The sequence below is a fragment of the Paenibacillus sp. UNC499MF genome (assembly GCF_900107975.1).
Taxonomy (GTDB): domain Bacteria; phylum Bacillota; class Bacilli; order Paenibacillales; family NBRC-103111; genus Paenibacillus_F.
In genome coordinates this window covers 418,495-434,882 of record NZ_FNVF01000003.1, presented here as the reverse complement: position 1 = coordinate 434,882, position 16,388 = coordinate 418,495, and the positions used below count along the sequence as shown (strand labels likewise).

General features: G+C 57.0%; 17 protein-coding genes. 11 read left to right on the top strand and 6 right to left on the bottom strand.

Translation table 11 applies throughout. From position 1 onward, the window contains the following. Positions 1–53: 53 nt before the first annotated feature. Positions 54–977: an LD-carboxypeptidase gene (locus tag C4S74_RS10110; RefSeq protein ID WP_103995198.1), complete on the bottom strand. Its 924-nt coding sequence runs from the start codon at positions 975–977 to the stop codon at positions 54–56. Positions 978–1,142: 165 nt separating this feature from the next. Here C4S74_RS10110 and C4S74_RS10105 point away from each other — a divergent pair, with 165 nt between their 5' ends. After that, positions 1,143–1,610, top strand: coding sequence for a DUF6884 domain-containing protein (locus C4S74_RS10105; protein WP_103995197.1), 468 nt, complete (start codon positions 1,143–1,145; stop codon positions 1,608–1,610). Positions 1,611–2,094: 484 nt separating this feature from the next. On the opposite strand, the gene C4S74_RS10100 is transcribed toward C4S74_RS10105, so the two are convergent. Further along, positions 2,095–3,927, bottom strand: a complete 1,833-nt coding sequence (locus C4S74_RS10100) for a UbiD family decarboxylase (RefSeq protein WP_103995196.1) — start codon at positions 3,925–3,927, stop codon at positions 2,095–2,097. Between the two features lie 320 nt (positions 3,928–4,247). On the opposite strand from C4S74_RS10100, the gene C4S74_RS10095 reads away from it, so the two are divergent. Beyond that, the gene (locus C4S74_RS10095; protein WP_103995195.1) at positions 4,248–4,697 is read left to right on the top strand and encodes a FixH family protein; all 450 of its coding nucleotides are present in this window, start codon (positions 4,248–4,250) and stop codon (positions 4,695–4,697) included. 68 nt (positions 4,698–4,765) lie between these two features. Here C4S74_RS10095 and C4S74_RS10090 read toward each other — a convergent pair whose 3' ends face one another. After that, positions 4,766–5,365: a biotin transporter BioY gene (locus tag C4S74_RS10090; RefSeq protein ID WP_103995194.1), complete on the bottom strand. Its 600-nt coding sequence runs from the start codon at positions 5,363–5,365 to the stop codon at positions 4,766–4,768. Between the two features lie 77 nt (positions 5,366–5,442). Here C4S74_RS10090 and C4S74_RS10085 point away from each other — a divergent pair, with 77 nt between their 5' ends. Beyond that, the gene (locus C4S74_RS10085; protein WP_258042445.1) at positions 5,443–6,387 is read left to right on the top strand and encodes an energy-coupling factor ABC transporter ATP-binding protein; all 945 of its coding nucleotides are present in this window, start codon (positions 5,443–5,445) and stop codon (positions 6,385–6,387) included. Beyond that, positions 6,377–8,596: an ATP-binding cassette domain-containing protein gene (locus tag C4S74_RS10080; RefSeq protein WP_103995192.1), complete on the top strand. Its 2,220-nt coding sequence runs from the start codon at positions 6,377–6,379 to the stop codon at positions 8,594–8,596. The genes C4S74_RS10085 and C4S74_RS10080 overlap by 11 nt, the downstream gene beginning before the upstream one ends. A gap of 129 nt (positions 8,597–8,725) precedes the next feature. Here the strand turns inward: C4S74_RS10080 and C4S74_RS10075 are convergent, their stop codons facing one another. Beyond that, positions 8,726–8,995, bottom strand: a complete 270-nt coding sequence (locus C4S74_RS10075; protein WP_103995191.1) for a hypothetical protein — start codon at positions 8,993–8,995, stop codon at positions 8,726–8,728. A gap of 108 nt (positions 8,996–9,103) precedes the next feature. Here C4S74_RS10075 and C4S74_RS10070 point away from each other — a divergent pair, with 108 nt between their 5' ends. After that, a complete protein-coding gene (locus tag C4S74_RS10070; RefSeq protein ID WP_103995190.1) occupies positions 9,104–9,379 on the top strand; it encodes a hypothetical protein in 276 nt (91 codons plus the stop codon). Here C4S74_RS10070 and C4S74_RS10065 read toward each other — a convergent pair. Beyond that, positions 9,322–9,576: a hypothetical protein gene (locus C4S74_RS10065; protein WP_103995189.1), complete on the bottom strand. Its 255-nt coding sequence runs from the start codon at positions 9,574–9,576 to the stop codon at positions 9,322–9,324. The genes C4S74_RS10070 and C4S74_RS10065 overlap by 58 nt on opposite strands. A gap of 211 nt (positions 9,577–9,787) precedes the next feature. Here C4S74_RS10065 and C4S74_RS10060 point away from each other — a divergent pair, with 211 nt between their 5' ends. Both C4S74_RS10060 and C4S74_RS10055 read left to right on the top strand, forming a co-directional pair. Further along, a complete protein-coding gene (locus tag C4S74_RS10060; protein ID WP_103995188.1) occupies positions 9,788–9,994 on the top strand; it encodes a hypothetical protein in 207 nt (68 codons plus the stop codon). Between the two features lie 145 nt (positions 9,995–10,139). After that, positions 10,140–10,505 (top strand): carboxymuconolactone decarboxylase family protein, encoded by a 366-nt coding sequence (locus C4S74_RS10055; RefSeq protein ID WP_181024373.1) that lies wholly within the window; start codon positions 10,140–10,142, stop codon positions 10,503–10,505. 256 nt (positions 10,506–10,761) lie between these two features. Here C4S74_RS10055 and C4S74_RS10050 read toward each other — a convergent pair whose 3' ends face one another. Further along, on the bottom strand, positions 10,762–11,019 hold the full coding sequence (locus tag C4S74_RS10050) for a DUF2627 domain-containing protein (RefSeq protein ID WP_103995187.1): 258 nt from the start codon (positions 11,017–11,019) through the stop codon (positions 10,762–10,764). 389 nt (positions 11,020–11,408) lie between these two features. Between C4S74_RS10050 and lpdA the strand changes: the two genes are divergently transcribed. The 4 genes from lpdA to C4S74_RS10030 all read left to right on the top strand — a co-directional run bounded on the left by lpdA (position 11,409) and on the right by C4S74_RS10030 (position 16,386). Then, a complete protein-coding gene (gene lpdA / locus C4S74_RS10045; protein ID WP_103995186.1) occupies positions 11,409–12,833 on the top strand; it encodes a dihydrolipoyl dehydrogenase in 1,425 nt (474 codons plus the stop codon). Between the two features lie 120 nt (positions 12,834–12,953). Next, positions 12,954–13,955, top strand: a complete 1,002-nt coding sequence (locus C4S74_RS10040) for a thiamine pyrophosphate-dependent dehydrogenase E1 component subunit alpha (RefSeq protein WP_103995185.1) — start codon at positions 12,954–12,956, stop codon at positions 13,953–13,955. A gap of 26 nt (positions 13,956–13,981) precedes the next feature. After that, positions 13,982–14,962 (top strand): alpha-ketoacid dehydrogenase subunit beta, encoded by a 981-nt coding sequence (locus C4S74_RS10035; protein ID WP_103995184.1) that lies wholly within the window; start codon positions 13,982–13,984, stop codon positions 14,960–14,962. Positions 14,963–14,976: 14 nt separating this feature from the next. Next, positions 14,977–16,386: a dihydrolipoamide acetyltransferase family protein gene (locus C4S74_RS10030; protein WP_103995183.1), complete on the top strand. Its 1,410-nt coding sequence runs from the start codon at positions 14,977–14,979 to the stop codon at positions 16,384–16,386. The last annotated feature ends 2 nt before the right edge of the window (positions 16,387–16,388 follow it).

Here is a 16,388-nt window from a genome sequence, read left to right as displayed (position 1 = left end):
CTAACATCGAAAAAGCTCACCCCAGCCCTTGCGGCAGCGTGAGCTTTTTACGTTCAGTACCTTACAGCCGCTTCCAGCAGCGTGAGCGCTGCGGCCGACGCGTTCAAATTCACATTGGCGCCGATCGGGATAGCGGCTTTGTAAAGGCCGTGCCCGGAGGCAAGGTTGGTCAGCAGCGGTTTCCCCAAGGGAACGATCACTTCGCTGATGAGGTCCTCATACGTCTTGCCGTAAGCGGTCTGGCAGTTGGTGCATTCGCCCATGACGATACCGGCGCAAGCCTGAAACTTGCCGGCCAGCCGAAGCTGGTCGACGTAGCGGTACACGGTGTTGACCGGCTCGTGCGTTTCTTCGAGGAGCAATATTTTTCCCGTGGTGTCGACTTCAAAAGGTGTACCCAACGACCCTACCAGGGAGGTGAGATTCCCTCCGATAACCGGGCCGGAGACGCTGCCGGGAACTCGCCCGATTAATGGGATGCCTGGAGGGTTAGCGATGGGGCGCGGGGCCGCAATAGATGAGGTCGCCGTAAAAAATTGCTCGAAATTGTACGACGGCGTGTCCGGCCTGAAATCGATGAGCAGCAGGCTGTGAAACGTAATCAGATCCGCCAGCTTATAGAGGGTGTTCAGCAGCACGGTGATATCGCTGTAGCCTGTCACAATCTTGGGGTTTTGCCGGATAAAAGCATAATCCAGGTACGGCAGAATGTCCGCCACTCCTACGCCGCCTCTTGTCGGCAGGATCATTTTCACGCGGGGATCGGCGTAAACCGACATAAAATCTTCCGCGCGTTCCCGGTCCGTTCCGGCGAGATATCCGTTTGCGGAGTACACGTAGCGGCCCAGAAGAACTTTGAGCCCCAAGCTTTGCAAATAGGCAATCCGTGCCTGAATGGTTTCGGCGCTCAGCGGACTGCCCAGGGTGACGATTCCGACCGTATCGCCGGGCAGCAGTGCTACTGGCTTGATCGCCATAGAACCGCCTCCTTTCCCGCTCGTTTATTACTAACGTATGAGAGAGGGAGGATGAATAGGCTAGCAACTTGCGCCAAATCCGCCGATCCGATCCGGCTGCAGGAGCGCTGGGTCATAAACTCTGATACACTTAAGGCAAACTCATCTTATGGAGAGGCCCAGACTATGAAATCCGATACCCTATGCATTATTCCTCCCGGCAAAAGAAAATTGTGGGACCGGGATGCCGCCCACGGACCGGCACCTGCGAAAGACGCTTACACCGGAACACTGAATCGGAAGGCCCGGGCTTACGCGGAAGCATGCGGCTACGATTGGGTCATTTTATCCGCGAAACACGGCTTCCTCATGCCAGAAGATACCGTTGTCGGCAATTATGACACAGCTTTCGGAACTGCGAATGCCGGCATCATCTCTTCGGAAGAACTGGCTCAGCAGTGGAAAGAGAAGGGCCTGCACACCTACAGCAGGATTGAAGTGCTCGGGGGCAAAAAGTTCCGCCCGATTATCGGAGCGCTGGCGGGTGCGGCAGCCGTTTATTTTCCTCTCGAAAACAGCCGCGGAATCGGGGACATGCTGCACCTGCTCGATGCTTTGACAATGCGGATGAAGAAAGAGACGGAGGAATTTTGACAAAGCCTTATCAACACTGAGTGACTGGACTGGCGTGCAGCCCGAAAAATAAGCCGAATAAACGAATGACGAATTGAATAGCTGGTGCCAAATAGTAAGCGGGAAATTGGTACAGACCCCAGAAGAATCCACCAATTGATAGCTGCCTATCGATTTTCTAAAATACAGTCGGACTGCGCTTCAAGAATTTAAAGCTATCCGGTTAAATGATAACTGTATGGAAGAAGCCTAGTTTTCTTTTCCAGTCATCCGTATTAAGAGGAGCTTGTTTGAATGGAAAATTCGAGAAAGCCAAGTATATGAGAACACAAAGAAAAGAGATATAAATAAAAAACACCACAGGCTTAAAGCCTGTGGTGTTTGATGTTCCATGCAAACCGCCGATTGCAGCCGGTACGCCTGCCTGGTGCATGGTGCCGCATAAAGCTTCATGCAGGCGTACCGGCCTGCAGTGGCCATAAACAGATAAAGCTTCCGCCGCCGCTCAGCCTTTAACGATTCCGCCCAAGCTTGCACCGGGGGCAAACAGCCGCCGGATATTGTTCTCGACCTCGGGGTCGGGAACGAGAGGCGGAGCCTGATGCGGCTTGACGCGCGCGTCGATGATGACGTTGTCGCAGGCCCAATGCTTATACTCATAGGCGCTGTTCACGCCGTACATATCGTGCGACGGATTGCTGCGGGTAAACGTGGCCCACAGAAAATTGGCGAAGTCCGCACTCAGGAACTCGCTGTCATCGCACAAAACGATCATCGGGCAGCCCGGAAGCGGTCCTTTGCCCGCAATAGCGCCGCACAGATGCTCAAGCTCCAGCATAGCCTTCTCGTAAGTCTCAAAGGCAGATCCCTGCATCGCGACAACGCCCGGCATGACGAGCCTTGCCCCTCCGAACGGAGAAAGTTCCGTCAGAGCAGCGGGGACTTCCGTGCACAAGTCCCTTTTCTTATCCCCGTAAGCGGCAAAAAGCACCTTGCTTCCGGTATTCAGGCCCGTACCCGAATAATCGAGCGTATCGATGGTGGTGTTCGTGTAAAAATGAATGTCCCGCCTCAGATCGATCCGTTCGAGGATATAGGCGAGAAAATCTTTTTCTTTATGGGTATCAAGCGGCTGCTTCTCTTCCGCCGTCATAAACAAATATTTGGCCAGGCTCAGCTGCCCCGTGCCGAGCACGCGGTTGGCCAGCGTAAGAATTTCCGCAGGCTGCTTAGCCTGCTGATAAGGCGTATACCGTTCGCTGCCGATCGCAAACAGAAGCGGATGCACGCCCGCCGCATCGACCGCATGAACTTCTTTGACGCCGGGAATTTCCTGCTTGATCGCATCCCCCGTCAATTCGTGGATAAGCTCGCCGAAAGAGGTGTCCTCCTGGGGAGGACGTCCGACGACGGTAAACGGCCAGACGGCGTTTTCCCGGGCGTACACTTTGTGCACGCGCAGAACCGGGAACGGGTGCGTCAGGCTGTAGTAGCCGAGATGGTCGCCGAAAGGCCCCTCCGGTTTCGTTTCGCCGGGATAAATCTCTCCCGTAATGACGAAATCCGCATCGTGGCTGATGCAGTAGCCGTCCGCATAGCTGTAGCGGAAGCGGCGTCCGGCAAGCAGGCCGGCAAAGGTCATTTCGCTCAGTCCCTCCGGCAAAGGCATAACGGCCGACAGCGTGTGAGCGGGAGGACCGCCGACAAAGATGCTTACTTTTAAAGGGGCCCCCTGCTTGGTCGCCTTGTCCTGATGAATGCCGATGCCCCGGTGAATCTGGTAGTGCAGCCCGATCTCCTTGTCCGTTTCGTAGTCGTTGCCGGTGAGCTGGACGCGGTACATCCCCAGATTAGAGTTCATAATACCAGGCTTTTCAGGGTCCTCCGAATAAACCTGCGGCAGGGTAATGAAGGCTCCGCCGTCCATGGGCCAATGCTGGATCAGGGGAAGATCGGAAATCGAGATTTCCCTGAAATCCCCCGGAAGGCCGGATTTTTTTAACGGAAGGGCTTTAAAGGCGGCAAGACCGTTGCCCGCGGTTTTGAACGGCTGCTTAAGCGCCTTGACCGGGTCGTTTCGCAGGGCGATGATGTTTTCGGCGTCCTGCCATGTATGTCTGAAAATAAATTTGCTTCGTTCCAGCGTGCCGAACAGGTTGGAAACCGCCCGGAACTTCGAGCCTTTAACTTTTTCGAAGAGCAGTGCCGGACCACCCGCTTCATAGACTTTTAAATGAATGGCCGCCATTTCCAGATAAGGATCGACTTCTTCTTTGATGCGGATCAGGTGTCCGTTTTTCTCCAAATCAGCTATGCAGTCTTCTAAATGGGCGTACATGATCGATAATCTCCGTTCTCTTGAGGTCGGCTGTTTACGCGAAGGTTCGCCAGCCCTTAAAATCAGTTAAAGCCAATTTCGGCCGGGTGTCAAATGAATCCGTCTCAGCTGCGCTGATTAGGTTGAAAATATTTTTTTAAAACGAATTTTTAAACGGTATTATCCGCTTTTTCAAGAAAATGACGAACCGTGGAAGACTATGTAAAAAAGGCTTGTTTAACGTGCTTAAATCTCCTATTCTAAGAGAGTGAGAACGTGTGGATTCGAATAGAAGGTTACCGCGGCCCGTAAAGCTAAACGGATAACCGGAGGCGTCTACTATGAAAAAAATACTCGCATTAACGTTACTTGCCGCTTCACTGGCGCTATCGGCCTGTTCGCAGACGGCAAACACTGCGGGAGGGACCAAGCAGGAGTCCGCAGAGGAGCTAACCGTGACCATTATGGCGCCGGAAAAAGTGCCGCTGAACCAGGAAACCGTTCTGAAGGTAGAGGTCAAGCAGGGCCAGGAGCCCGTCAAAGATGCGGGAGATATCCAGTTCGAAATCTGGAATGTCAAGAACGTCGACACCGCCGTAAATGTGGTCGCAGCCTACGAGGACAAGGGGGTCTATAGCGTAAAAAACACGTTTAAAGAGGACGGGATTTATTTTGTCCGGACTCATGTAATCGCTCGCAATCAGCACATCATGCCCAAGCAGAGAATTATTGCCGGCAACGTGTCCGATGAAGAGATCAAGACGTTCGAAGAGAACACGAAGAAAAAATAGCAGCGCACGTAAAAAAGCCGGATCTGCGGAAGCAGACACGGCTTTTGCTGTGAAACGCGGGGCACCGCTTACCTGGAAACCCAGGCGCTGCCCGCACCGTCCAGCCTGGAAACGGGGTACATTTTTCTGACAGGCAGGACGATCAAGGCTCCGACAAAAGCTTTTACGGCATCGCCGGGGAGATAAGGAAAACAGCCGACGGCCAAAGCTTTGGTCAAGCTCATGTTGGTAACGACATGGGCCATCCAGGGAACACCGGTAACGTACAGCAGCAGCGAGCCGAATACGAAGAGAGTTAAGAAAATAAGCGCGAAGGCGGTGACTCCGCTGCCTTTGATACGCGGAACAAGGAGGCCGATGAACAGAGCGGCGAAAGGGTACGCCCAGATAAACCCGCCCGTCGGACCGAGTACCAGGTCCAGTCCTCCTCTTCCGTGCAAGAGCGGAAGCCCGATGGCCGTTAAGCCTACGACAAGAGCGATGCTGAAAAAGCCGTAACGGGCGCCGAGCAGAGCTCCGGCAAGCATAATGGCGAAATTCGCCAGCGTAAAAGGCACCTGCGAAAAGCCGAATTGAATGTTGACGAAGCTAAGCGCAACAAGCAGTGCCGCAAACATCGCGCTGAACGTAATCCCGCGGACGGTGAATGACGAACGTTTCAATTGCATCTTCTCCAATCATTTGTTAACTTTGTATTATGTAATTCGGTTGACAATCCGCATTGTAGCACAGCAGGAGCGGTTTTGTGAATAGGTTTGTGAACAGGCTGGAGGTATTTGCACGGGAAATGGAAAACGATCACGAGAAACATACGCAATCTCCCTACAGAATGCACGAAGTGTCCGTCTTAAAAAGAGGAGAGCCTGCTGAAGGCGTCTCAGCCGGGGATCAAACACTTCTTAACGAAATAAATATAGAACTGCATAAAGGCGAGTGGCTTGCCATTGTCGGCCCCAACGGAAGCGGCAAGAGCACCCTGGCGAAAGTGATGGCCGGCCTCATTCCGGCGGCGGGCGGGTCTATCGAGCCGGGCTGGGCGGCCGGGGAGCGGATGCGCATGGTGCTGCAAAATCCCGACACCCAGCTTATCGGAGAAACGGTGTATGAAGATCTCTGCTTCGGTATGGAAAATGCCGGACTTCATCCCGAGCGGATGCCGGGAACAGCCCTTCATGTATTAGATCTTGTCGGCTTGGCGGACAAGCGCAACGACAGCTGTGAAGTCTTGTCAGGCGGCCAGAAGCAGCTGACGGCTGTGGCGGGAGCGCTGGCTGTCGGCGCTTCCGTTCTGGTGATGGATGAAGTGACATCGATGCTGGACTCGTCTTCGCGCCGTATGGTGATCGACGCTCTTTCGCAGCTTCACGAGCAGGGGATAACCGTCGTCTGGATCACCCAGAGGCTGGACGAGCTGGCTCACGCGGACAAGGTTATAGTTTTGGACGAAGGGAAGACCGTCTATTCGGGGGATCCCATAGATTTTTTCTACGGGAGCATGCCGGATGAAGGTTATCGTGGCACAGGTATAGAAAGCAGTCCGTCCCCTTCTCCTTGTCTGGAGCACGGATACGAGCTTCCTTACACGGTAGAGGTGACGCGGGAACTGCACAGGCTCGGAGCGCTCGGCCCTGAAGAGCGGCCTGTAACGCCGAGCGAATTGATGGAGGTTTTGAAGCGATATGGACTATGATCTGCACGTTAAAAACCTTTCGAAAACGGTCGGCGGGCCTGAGGCTTCTTTTGCCGTCCGGGACGTATCCTTTACAGCCCGGGCTGGGGAGATTACGCTGCTTATCGGACGCAGCGGAGCGGGTAAATCGACGCTGCTGGATATGCTGGGAGGTTTGTCCGTTCCGGGCGGAGGCAGCATCCGGTACGGAAACACCGGACTCTGGCCGGGCAGCAGACAAAGCGTGCGGGAGGCGAGGCGGGAGCTGGCGCTTGTTTTCCAGCATCCGCACGAGCAGCTTTTCGCGGCTACGGTGCGGGGGGAGTTTCAGTATACGCTGAGGCCGTTCAAGCTGAGCAGGGAGGAGCGGGAAGTCCGCACAGCCGAAGCGCTGGAGCTGTTCGGCCTCGGGCCGGAGCTGCTGGACGAGCGCCCTCACGAGCTCAGCGGCGGCACGCAGCGCAGAGCGGCGCTCGCGTCCGTCTTCGCGTCCCGGCCCCGCTGGCTGCTGCTCGACGAGCCGACGGCGGGCCTCGACCACGAGGCGGCCGCGAGGCTCACCGGCACGCTGCGCGACTGGACGCGGCGGACGGGCGGCGGCGTGCTCGTCGCGACGCACGATCTCGATGCGTTCCTGCCGGTGGCGGACCGCATCGTGATGATCTCGCAGGGCACAGTCGTGCACGACTGTACCCCTGCGGAGCTGGCTGCGCGTCCCGCCCTTGCGGGGGACGCGGGGCTTCTGCTGCCGGAAGCGCTGGCGCTCGGCAGCCTGCTCCGCCGGCACGGCGTGGACGTGCCGGCAGGGCTTCCCGCGCCGGAGGAGACGGCGCGGGCGATTGCCGCCGCGCTGGCGGCGCAGGCGCTCCGCGGGCAAGGCGCAGTCGCTGCGGCGGCGGGCTTTGCCGCGACGGAGGCGCGGGCGCAGGGCGAGAGCGCCGCTGTGTCCGCGCATGCGTCCGTGAGCCCGGGCAGCGAGGCCCGCGAGGCCGGGCTTCGCGGCCTTGGCGGGGCTGCCGCTTCAGGCAGCCCGCCAGCTGCCGCTTCGGGCAGCTCAACGGACCCGGCGGATGTATTCTCAGCCGGCCCGCTTGAAAGCGGCATACCGGCCGCCTCCCCGGCTGCGGAGGGTAACTCGTCTACCGCAGAGAAAGTACAAGCAGGCACATCGGCCGATGACCGGTCTCCGTCTTCCGTTGCCGGCTTGAGCCTCTCTTCTGCAAGCGGTGCGGTTTCCGTCAGCCCTCTGGCAGACGGGACAGCGGCGGACAATCCCTCTGCTTCTGCCATCAGCACCCGGGCAGGGGAGACCGAACCTGCAAGTATCTTGAATGAAGTACGGTATTCCGCTTGCGACATACGGCCCGCCAACGCTGAAGGCAGCGGCACACCGGCTCCCGCAGCCAGCGGCATTTCCGCGCCGTCCTCCCACAGCAGCCCAGCCCCGGCAGCGGCTCCCCGTCCGCCCGCCATGCCGGTCGGCCGGCGTTTCGATCCGCGGACCTTCTGGATCGGCTACGTGCTTGTGTCGGCGGGAATCCTGCTGCAGCATTCGCTGGCCGGCCTGGCCGCAGCCGCGGTTATAACCGTGCTGGCCGTCCTGCTGTCGCAGGTCCCCTTCGGGGCGGTCTGGAAGCCCCTGCGCGCATTTCTGATCTTCACGGGCGTGTCGGCCGTTATCGCCGGACTGAAGATTGGAGCCGGTCAAGGAGGAAGCCCCGTCGGTTTCGATCCCCAAGCGGCGTTCTCGGCCGTCCGGGCGTTATCGAACCTGATGCTGGTGCTTGTCCTGGGCGTCCTTTTTCCGCTTGCGGTGGGTTATTTGCGGATGAAACAGGGAGTGGAGCAGGGGCTGTCCGCTCTCGCGCGGCTGAAGTTCCCCGTGGAGGCTGTCGCCTTGACGGCTTCCCTTATGTTTCGTTTCATTCCGCTTATCGGCGGGCTGTGGAACCGGTTCGGCCGGATCGCCAAAGCCAGGGGACAGGGGCGCGGCGTTAAAAGCGGACTTGGGTTTGCCGAGTTCCGGATTATGGCGCTGCCGTTCATGTTCGCTCTCATCCGCATGGCCGACGAGTTCTCGACGGCTCTGGAGATCAGAGGATACAGCCGCACGGGAGGCAGCAGAACCCGGAGCCAAACGCTGCGGATGCAGGCTCGGGATTATGCCGCGATAGGTGTTTTTCTTCTTGTGTTCCTTTCTTTGGCCTTTCTCGCCCGCCTGCTCGGATAAACATACGGGCTGTTCCGCAATCCTGCCGGACGTGTTGTCCCCGGAGGGCGATACATGCCCGAATTATAAAAAGCCTGCGGAACGGATGAACCGTTCTACAGGCTTTTTATGCTTCCTTCCGGAGAAGGGTTAGGATTCGATTTTTTGAAGGGCTTGGCCGGAAATGTTGTCCAGGTACCGGTCCAGGCAGTTGCAAAGGAAATCTTTGCGGCAGATCGGGCAAGGCTCCTTCAGCAGCCGGGAAATACGGGATGGTTTGATTTCTCCGGATTGCAGATTGCGTTCGAAGAAAATACGGCCGTGTGTACGGTCTTTCAGAACGACAACGACTTCAAACAAGCCGTTTTTCGGGTTATCGCTTACTTTGGTTGCTTCAACAACCTGCGGATCATATGCCATGTTTCTTCCTCCTTAGTCACTCCTGCGTCTTCGGACAAAGACAGGCAGTGGATTTTTATATTATAATAAATTCAGCACGTTGTATTCAATAGAAAGGTTGGAGGCCCTTTGGAGATCGATTATGCGGAAGTGATATCGGCGGAAAACGAACTGAATCTTGCCGTCGGCGTTCATTTCGAAGATGAACCGGATTCCTACTACGTCGTGGATGTTCTGGCTTCGCCGGAAGGGCGCATACGCGGCCTGGAACTGATGTTTAACGGCTTTGCCTGCAAATATACCTTCAAGCCCGAGGAGAAGGAGCAGCTCGTCCGGTACTTAAACGCTCATAACCCGCTTGCTCTGCCCTGGACGATTCCGGATGAAGAAGCCGGCGGAAAATAATAAACGGAACCGTCCTCCGTATGCGGGAACGAGTTCCGTTTATGTTTGTGAGCGACTCTTCTCTTTTTCTCCTGCAGAGTCGGGGTGGATTTGGTGGTGGGCTGAACGCCGTCCCACGTCTTCCTTTTGATGGCCGGGTCGAGTTTTCCTTCGCGGATTTTTTTGTCCCGCAGCTTGCGTGCTCGGCTGATCGCCATGTCGGGTTGGCCTCCTTTTTAAGTCTTGGCAGACTCTTGAATACTTTATCTAGTATACTCCTTCAGACGACGGATTGACAATGAATAGTACTGGCAGGAACGCGACCATAGGCAGGGCCGGACGGAGCATGCGGGACGGAAGGGTCTGAAGCTTAGGGGACGCTTGCTTTATTGCAAAAAAACGCGGACACATAGGGAGGTGCCGGGAAGCGTGAAGATCAGAATTGACCTTTCCGTAGGCGGCGAGAACGTAAAAGAAGCTTTTCTCCAGATTGAGGACCGTAAAGTGGATCATTTAACGGAGGAAGAGCTTTTTCAAGCCGTTGAGATCAATATCCGCAGCTGGGCGGACCGGGAAGTGGGCATCTCCTGGGAAATCGTGGAGCACCCCGTGAGGCCCGAAGACGAAGAAGACTGAAAGCGCAGCGAGGGAATTCCAACTGTCAGGATAAGGGAAAGCGGAACGGAGCCGAAACTCCCCCCTTTCTGTTTTTCGTATGGAGGCAAGAAGCTTGGGGCACTCTATGGGAGACTAAACGGAATCTGCCAGTGGGGTGACTAATATGAGTTCGGTAACACATGAAGACGGCGGGGCGATGGACGCCAAGATCGACGCCTATAAAACGGGAATCTCGCAGCTTCAGCAGCAGCTGCCGGCGGTAGCGGACGCTTATCATCAGTTTACGGGCGAATGCTTCAAAGACGGCGCGCTTCCTTCGAAAACGAAGCAGCTGATCGCGCTGGGCATGGGGCTTTTTGCGAACAATGAAGTCTGCACGTTCTACCACGTCCAGGAAGCGCTGAGCAAAGGGGCGAGCGCCGAGGAAATTATGGAAACGGTAGCGGTCGCGGCCGCAATCGGCGGCGGGCATGCCATGTCCCAGGGAGTCACACGGGTGGAGCAGGCGCTCAAAGGCGTCGTTCATTAACTTGATTTTTTGGTTCCGCGGTATAAAAAAAACAGCTCCCTGCTGAAAGGAAATCCTTTCGGGCGGCGGGGCTGTTTGTCTGGAAAAAAAGACCGCACGGGATGTGCTGTGCTTTAGTGCCTGTCCTCCGTTAGCGGACGGTCCGGGATGATTTTCTGCCGGGCGGATAACCGCGGGTCATCCATCCTGTGTAAGGCGATGCAAACCGAATGCCGGGAGCTGCGTATTCCTGCCCGCAAGCCGGCCGATCGGATGACTACCGTCTGCGCTTCGCTTTAAACCGCGGTGCGACGTAATTGCGCTTGCGGTCGCGGAAAAAAGTCCAGCCTCCGATAAAAGCGACGCCGAGACCGAAAAGAATGAAACCGAGGACGAATTTGCCCCATTGCATATAGCCTTCCGCCTCGAATTGATGGAAGAACGCGTCTTTCATGGACAGAAAACCGTAGGTCGCCATAACGCCGGGAATAACGAGTAGCATAATCGCGACAAAACGGCTTAATTTATCTTTCATAATGCGGCTCCTTTACAAATCAGAGAAGAGAATAAGTGAGGGCTCAGCGCCTTTATTCCCATGATACCGTGTCGGGATGGTTCTGTCTATTTTCGGGCGGCTACTATATTTTAAGGGCGTACAGGGGTTACAATGAACGGGACGGGATCGGCCGTACGGGGGCACGCGCCTGCCCGGCCGCCGGCTTTTACGGAAGGCCCTTGTACGTTGTACAATGAGGACGAACCAGCCCTGCCTTACATAAAAAATACATACACATAGAAGCATGAACAACCGGTTTCAACAAAGATCCGAAAAGGATCCAAAGATTGGTCCAAAGATTAATCTAAAGATTAATCCCAGGAATGGCCGGAGGCACCGGTTTTGTTAAAGAACAGGAGGAAACAGGAATGAGTGGACAAGCATACGATATCGTTATTCTCGGAGGCGGAACGGGCGGCTACGTGGCCGCAATCCGTGCGGCCCAGCTCGGCAAAAAAGTGGCATTGGTGGAGAAAGACAAACTGGGGGGAACCTGCCTGCACCGCGGCTGTATCCCGAGCAAAGCGCTGCTCAGAAGCGCGGAGGTTCTGGCGACGACTAGGCAGGCGGAAGAGTTCGGCGTCATCGCGCCGGAAGTTTCCCTGGATTTCACCCGTGTGCAGTCCCGGAAAGACGGGATTGTGGCGCAGATTCACAAGGGCGTACAGTATCTGATGAAAAAAAATAAAATCGACGTTTTTAACGGAATCGGACGCATTATGGCCCCGTCGATTTTCTCTTCGAGAAGCGGCACGCTTTCCGTCGAAATGCCGGACGGCAGCTTCGAAACGCTGGTTCCGGAACACCTTATTCTGGCCACGGGATCACGTCCGCGCGTCTTGCCGGGTCTGGAGCCGGACGGCGAGCACATTTTGACGAGCGACGAAGCTCTGGCGCTTGAAAGCTTGCCGGAGTCCCTGATCATCGTCGGCGGGGGCGTTATCGGCGTGGAGTGGGCGTCGATGATGAACGATTTCGGCGTGGACGTAACCGTGGTGGAAGCGGGCCCACGTCTCGTCCCGACTGAGGACGAGGAAATTTCCCGCGAGCTGGACCGGCTGCTCCGCAAGCGCGGCGTGAAGGTGCTGACGAACGCCGGCGTGCTCGCGGACACGCTCCGCAAGGACGCGTCCGGCGTCACGATCGCGGCCGAGCAGAAAGGCGAGCGCGTGGAGCTCTCCGCCGCCAAGATCCTCGTATCGGTGGGGAGATCTCCGAACGTGGAACAGTTCGGGCTGGAAAACACCGATGTGAAGCTGGAGCGCGGCTTTATCCGCGTGAACGGGCATATGCAGACGAATATCCCGCATATTTACGCCATCGGCGATGTGATCGGCGGTCTGCAGCTGGCCCATGCGGCCAGCCACGAAGGCGTCGTCGCGGTCGAGCATATCTGCGGCCTGAAGCCCCACGCGCACGAGGCGCACCGCATCCCGAGATGCGTGTACACGCGGCCGGAAATCGCGTCCGTGGGTTGGACGGAAGCGGAAGCCAAGGAGAAAGGCTTCCGGATCAAAACCGGCAAATTCGGCTTCAAGCCGCTCGGCAAAGCCATCGTGTACGGAGAGAACGACGGGTTTGTCAAAGTCGTGATCGACGCGGACAAGAACGATCTGCTCGGCGTTCACATGATCGGGCCTCACGTCACGGATTATATCGCGGAAGCCGCGCTGGCTCAGCTTCTGGAAGCTTCCCCTTGGGAAATCGGGAGCACAATCCATCCGCATCCGACCCTTTCGGAGGCGTTCGCGGAGGCCGTTCTCGCCGCCGAAGGTCGGGCGATCCACATTTAACCAAGGGTCTAAAACGGTTGTCTGTGCCAAATGTCCGTTGAATTGGACAAGAATACCGTTTATAATAAACATATAGTGTCTAGTATTAAGACCAGGTAACAAAAAGGAGGCGCAGCCCCAATGTCCATCGGTCAATACGTTAAGCATCAGCAATTAGGACTTTCCGATGAAAGAGTCATTCAAATGTATACATCCATGCTGCTCGCGCGCAAATTCGACGAGCGGTCCCTGCTTCTGCAGCGTTCCGGCAAGATCGCCTTTCACGTATCGGGCGTAGGCCAGGAAGCGGCCCAGGCGGGAGCGGCATACGCTCTCGACGCGGAGAAAGATTATTTCCTGCCTTACTACCGCGATTACGCGTTTGTTCTTTCGGTGGGCATGACGATGAAGGAGCTGATGCTTTCGGTATTTGCGAAAGCGGAAGATCCCAACAGCGGCGGCCGCCAGATGCCGGGCCACTTCGGACACCGGAAGCACCGGATCGTGACGGGCTCCAGCCCGGTTACGACCCAGGTGCCGCATGCGGTCGGGATTGCCCTGGCCGCCAAGATGAAGGGCGACGAGCTCGTCTCCTTCGTAACCTTCGGGGAAGGCTCCAGCAACCAGGGTGATTTCCACGAAGGGTGCAACTTCGCCGGCGTGCACAAACTGCCGGTCATTCTCATGTGCGAGAATAACCGGTACGCGATTTCGGTTCCGCACCACAAGCAGGTTGCGGGCAATATCGCCGACCGGGCGATCGGTTACGGCTTCCCGGGTGTGAAGGTGGACGGCAACGATCCGCTTGAAGTGTACCGGGTGGTGAAGGAAGCCCGCGAGCGCGCTCTGCGGGGCGAAGGCCCGACGCTGATCGAGGCGGACTTGTACCGGGTTCCTCCGCATTCCACGTCCGACAACGATCTCTTGTACCGCACGAAGGAAGAAGTGGAAGAGAACCGCGCCAAAGACGGACTGCCGAAATTCCGTCAATATCTGATCGACTGCGGCATCTGGAGCGAAGAGCAGGACCAGGAGCTTCAGGCTGCGATTCAGAAGGAAATCAATGAAGCGACAGCCTACGCGGACGCGGCTCCTTATCCGACAGGCGAAGATACGCTGAAGCACGTATACGCCCAGGCGTAAGTGCAAGAGCAGAGGGAGGCAGCAACGTGGCAGTAATTACCTATTTGGAAGCAATCCGTTCGGCGATGCAGGACGAAATGCAGCGCGACGAAAATGTATTTGTTTTGGGAGAAGACGTCGGCAAAGGCGGCGTGCTCAACGCGACGAAAGGTCTTCGTGACCTGTACGGCGAGAGCCGCGTGCTTGATACGCCGCTGGCCGAATCGGCTATCGTCGGTGCGGCGGTCGGAGCAGCGATGTACGGGATGAAGCCTATCGCGGAGATTCAGTTCGCGGATTTTATTTTTCCGGCGACGAACCAGATTATCAGCGAAGCGGCCAAAATCCGCTACCGCTCCAACAACGACTGGAGCTGTCCGATCGTCATCCGCGCCCCTTACGGAGCGGCGGGAGGCGGAGCGATTTATCACTCGCAGTGCCCGGAGTCGGTGTTCTTCGGAACGCCTGGCCTCAAAATGGTTGCGCCGTCCAATCCTTATGACGCCAAGGGGCTGCTTTTGGCGGCTATCCGGGACCCGGATCCGGTGCTTTATTTTGAACATAAAAAATGCTACCTCTCGTTATCGGCGGAAGTGCCGGAGGGTGACTATATCGTACCGATCGGCAAAGCCGAAGTGAAGCGCGAAGGCACGGATTTGACCGTGATCGCTTACGGAATTGCCGTGCATTTCGCCCTTCAGGCGGCGGAAGAGCTGGCGAAGGAAGGCATCAGCGCCCACGTGCTCGATCTGCGCACGATCCAGCCGCTTGACGTCCCGGCGATTCTGGAAGCGGCGGCAAAAACGGGCAAGGTTCTGATTGCCCACGAAGACAACAAGACAGGCGGAATCGGAGCGGAAGTAGCCGCCATCGTGGCCGAAGAGCTGCTGTACGATCTCGATGCGCCTATCCGACGTTTATGCGGACCGGATGTTCCGGCTGTCGGAATGAACCCGCCGATGGAGAAGTTTTTCCTGCTTAACACGGACAAATTAGCGGACGCGATGAGAGAACTCGCGCAGTTTTAATGGGGGAACGCGATATGAGCGAATCAAAATTCCGGCTGGCCGAAGTGCCGGTGCCTCATCTGGCGGAAAGTCTCGTTTCCGCTACGGTCGGTACCTGGCTGAAGCAGCCCGGTGACTATATCCAGCAGTACGACGTGCTTTGCGAGCTGTACACGGACAAAGTCAACGTCGAAATGCCCAGCCCGATCGAAGGCCGGCTGGTCAAAATTCTTGTCGGCAGCGGGGAAACCGCAGCCGTAGGAGACCCGATCTGCCTCCTGGAAGTGCCGGAGACGGCGGAAGCGGCTTCCGCAGGCGCAAGCGGCGGCTCTGCACCGCAGGCAGACTCCGCGGCGGCAATCGCGGAGGACAGCGCCGACCAGAGCATGCGCGGCCGCTACTCGCCCGCCGTACAGCGCCTTGCCGCGGAGAACGCCGTGGACCTGGGCCGCGTCAAGGGCACGGGTTTCGGCGGGCGCATCACGCGCAAGGACGTCGAAACCTACATAGCGCAGGGCGGAACCGCATCGGCTCCGAACGGTGGCGGCCAGGCTTCCGCCGCACTGCAGGCACAAGCAGCCTCCGCGGCGCAGCAGGCGCCATCCGCGCCCGCTCAGCAGCCGTCCGCGCAAGCGCCGGCCGTCAATCCTTACAAGCCGGAGCCGCAAATTCCGGTGCGCAGCAGCGGCATTCACCTTTCGCAGAATCCGCCGACGCCGCTCGAATTCGACGCTATTGCGGATTCGCGGGGCGAAACGTTCATCGACGTGACGCCGATCCGCAACACGATCGCGAGCCGCATGCGCCAGAGCGTATCGGAAATTCCGCACGCCTGGACCATGATCGAAGTGGACGTCACGAATCTCGTAACCCTGCGGAGCAAGGTTAAAGAAGAATTCATGCGCCGGGAAGGGATCAATCTGACGTATCTTCCGTTTCTTCTGAAAGCAGTGGTCAACGCCATCAAAGACTATCCGATCATGAACTCGGTCTGGGCGGTCGACAAAATCATTATCAAGCGGGATATCAACCTCGCGCTTGCGGTCGGCACGGAGGAATCCGTTCTGACGCCCGTCATCAAGAAAGCGGATCAGATGAATATCGCCGGGCTGGCGCGCGAAGCGGACACCCTAACGAAAAAGGCCCGCTCCGGCAAGCTGTCGTTAAACGACCTGCAGGGGGGCACTTTTACCGTAAACAACACGGGGTCCTTCGGTTCCATCCTTTCGCAGCCGATTATCAACTATCCGCAGGCGGCCATCCTGACCTTCGAATCCATCGTGAAAAGGCCGGTCGTCATCCAGGATATGATCGCGGTCCGTTCGATGGTGAACATCTGCCTGTCGCTGGACCACCGGATTCTGGACGGGGTTATCTGCGGACGCTTTTTACAGCGCGTGAAGGAAAATATGGAAGCCTACAATCTTGAAACCAAGCTGTATTGAGG

What these genes read in the sequence shown, in the direction of transcription:
- C4S74_RS10110 (WP_103995198.1), bottom strand. Translation starts at nt 977, where the DNA reads ATGGCGATCAAGCCAGTAGCACTGCTGCCCGGCGATACGGTCGGAATC.
- C4S74_RS10105 (WP_103995197.1), top strand. Translation starts at nt 1,143, where the DNA reads ATGAAATCCGATACCCTATGCATTATTCCTCCCGGCAAAAGAAAATTG.
- C4S74_RS10100 (WP_103995196.1), bottom strand. Translation starts at nt 3,927, where the DNA reads ATGTACGCCCATTTAGAAGACTGCATAGCTGATTTGGAGAAAAACGGA.
- C4S74_RS10095 (WP_103995195.1), top strand. Translation starts at nt 4,248, where the DNA reads ATGAAAAAAATACTCGCATTAACGTTACTTGCCGCTTCACTGGCGCTA.
- C4S74_RS10090 (WP_103995194.1), bottom strand. Translation starts at nt 5,365, where the DNA reads ATGCAATTGAAACGTTCGTCATTCACCGTCCGCGGGATTACGTTCAGC.
- C4S74_RS10080 (WP_103995192.1), top strand. Translation starts at nt 6,377, where the DNA reads ATGGACTATGATCTGCACGTTAAAAACCTTTCGAAAACGGTCGGCGGG.
- C4S74_RS10075 (WP_103995191.1), bottom strand. Translation starts at nt 8,995, where the DNA reads ATGGCATATGATCCGCAGGTTGTTGAAGCAACCAAAGTAAGCGATAAC.
- C4S74_RS10065 (WP_103995189.1), bottom strand. Translation starts at nt 9,576, where the DNA reads ATGGCGATCAGCCGAGCACGCAAGCTGCGGGACAAAAAAATCCGCGAA.
- C4S74_RS10055 (WP_181024373.1), top strand. Translation starts at nt 10,140, where the DNA reads ATGAGTTCGGTAACACATGAAGACGGCGGGGCGATGGACGCCAAGATC.
- C4S74_RS10050 (WP_103995187.1), bottom strand. Translation starts at nt 11,019, where the DNA reads ATGAAAGATAAATTAAGCCGTTTTGTCGCGATTATGCTACTCGTTATT.
- lpdA (WP_103995186.1), top strand. Translation starts at nt 11,409, where the DNA reads ATGAGTGGACAAGCATACGATATCGTTATTCTCGGAGGCGGAACGGGC.
- C4S74_RS10040 (WP_103995185.1), top strand. Translation starts at nt 12,954, where the DNA reads ATGTCCATCGGTCAATACGTTAAGCATCAGCAATTAGGACTTTCCGAT.
- C4S74_RS10030 (WP_103995183.1), top strand. Translation starts at nt 14,977, where the DNA reads ATGAGCGAATCAAAATTCCGGCTGGCCGAAGTGCCGGTGCCTCATCTG.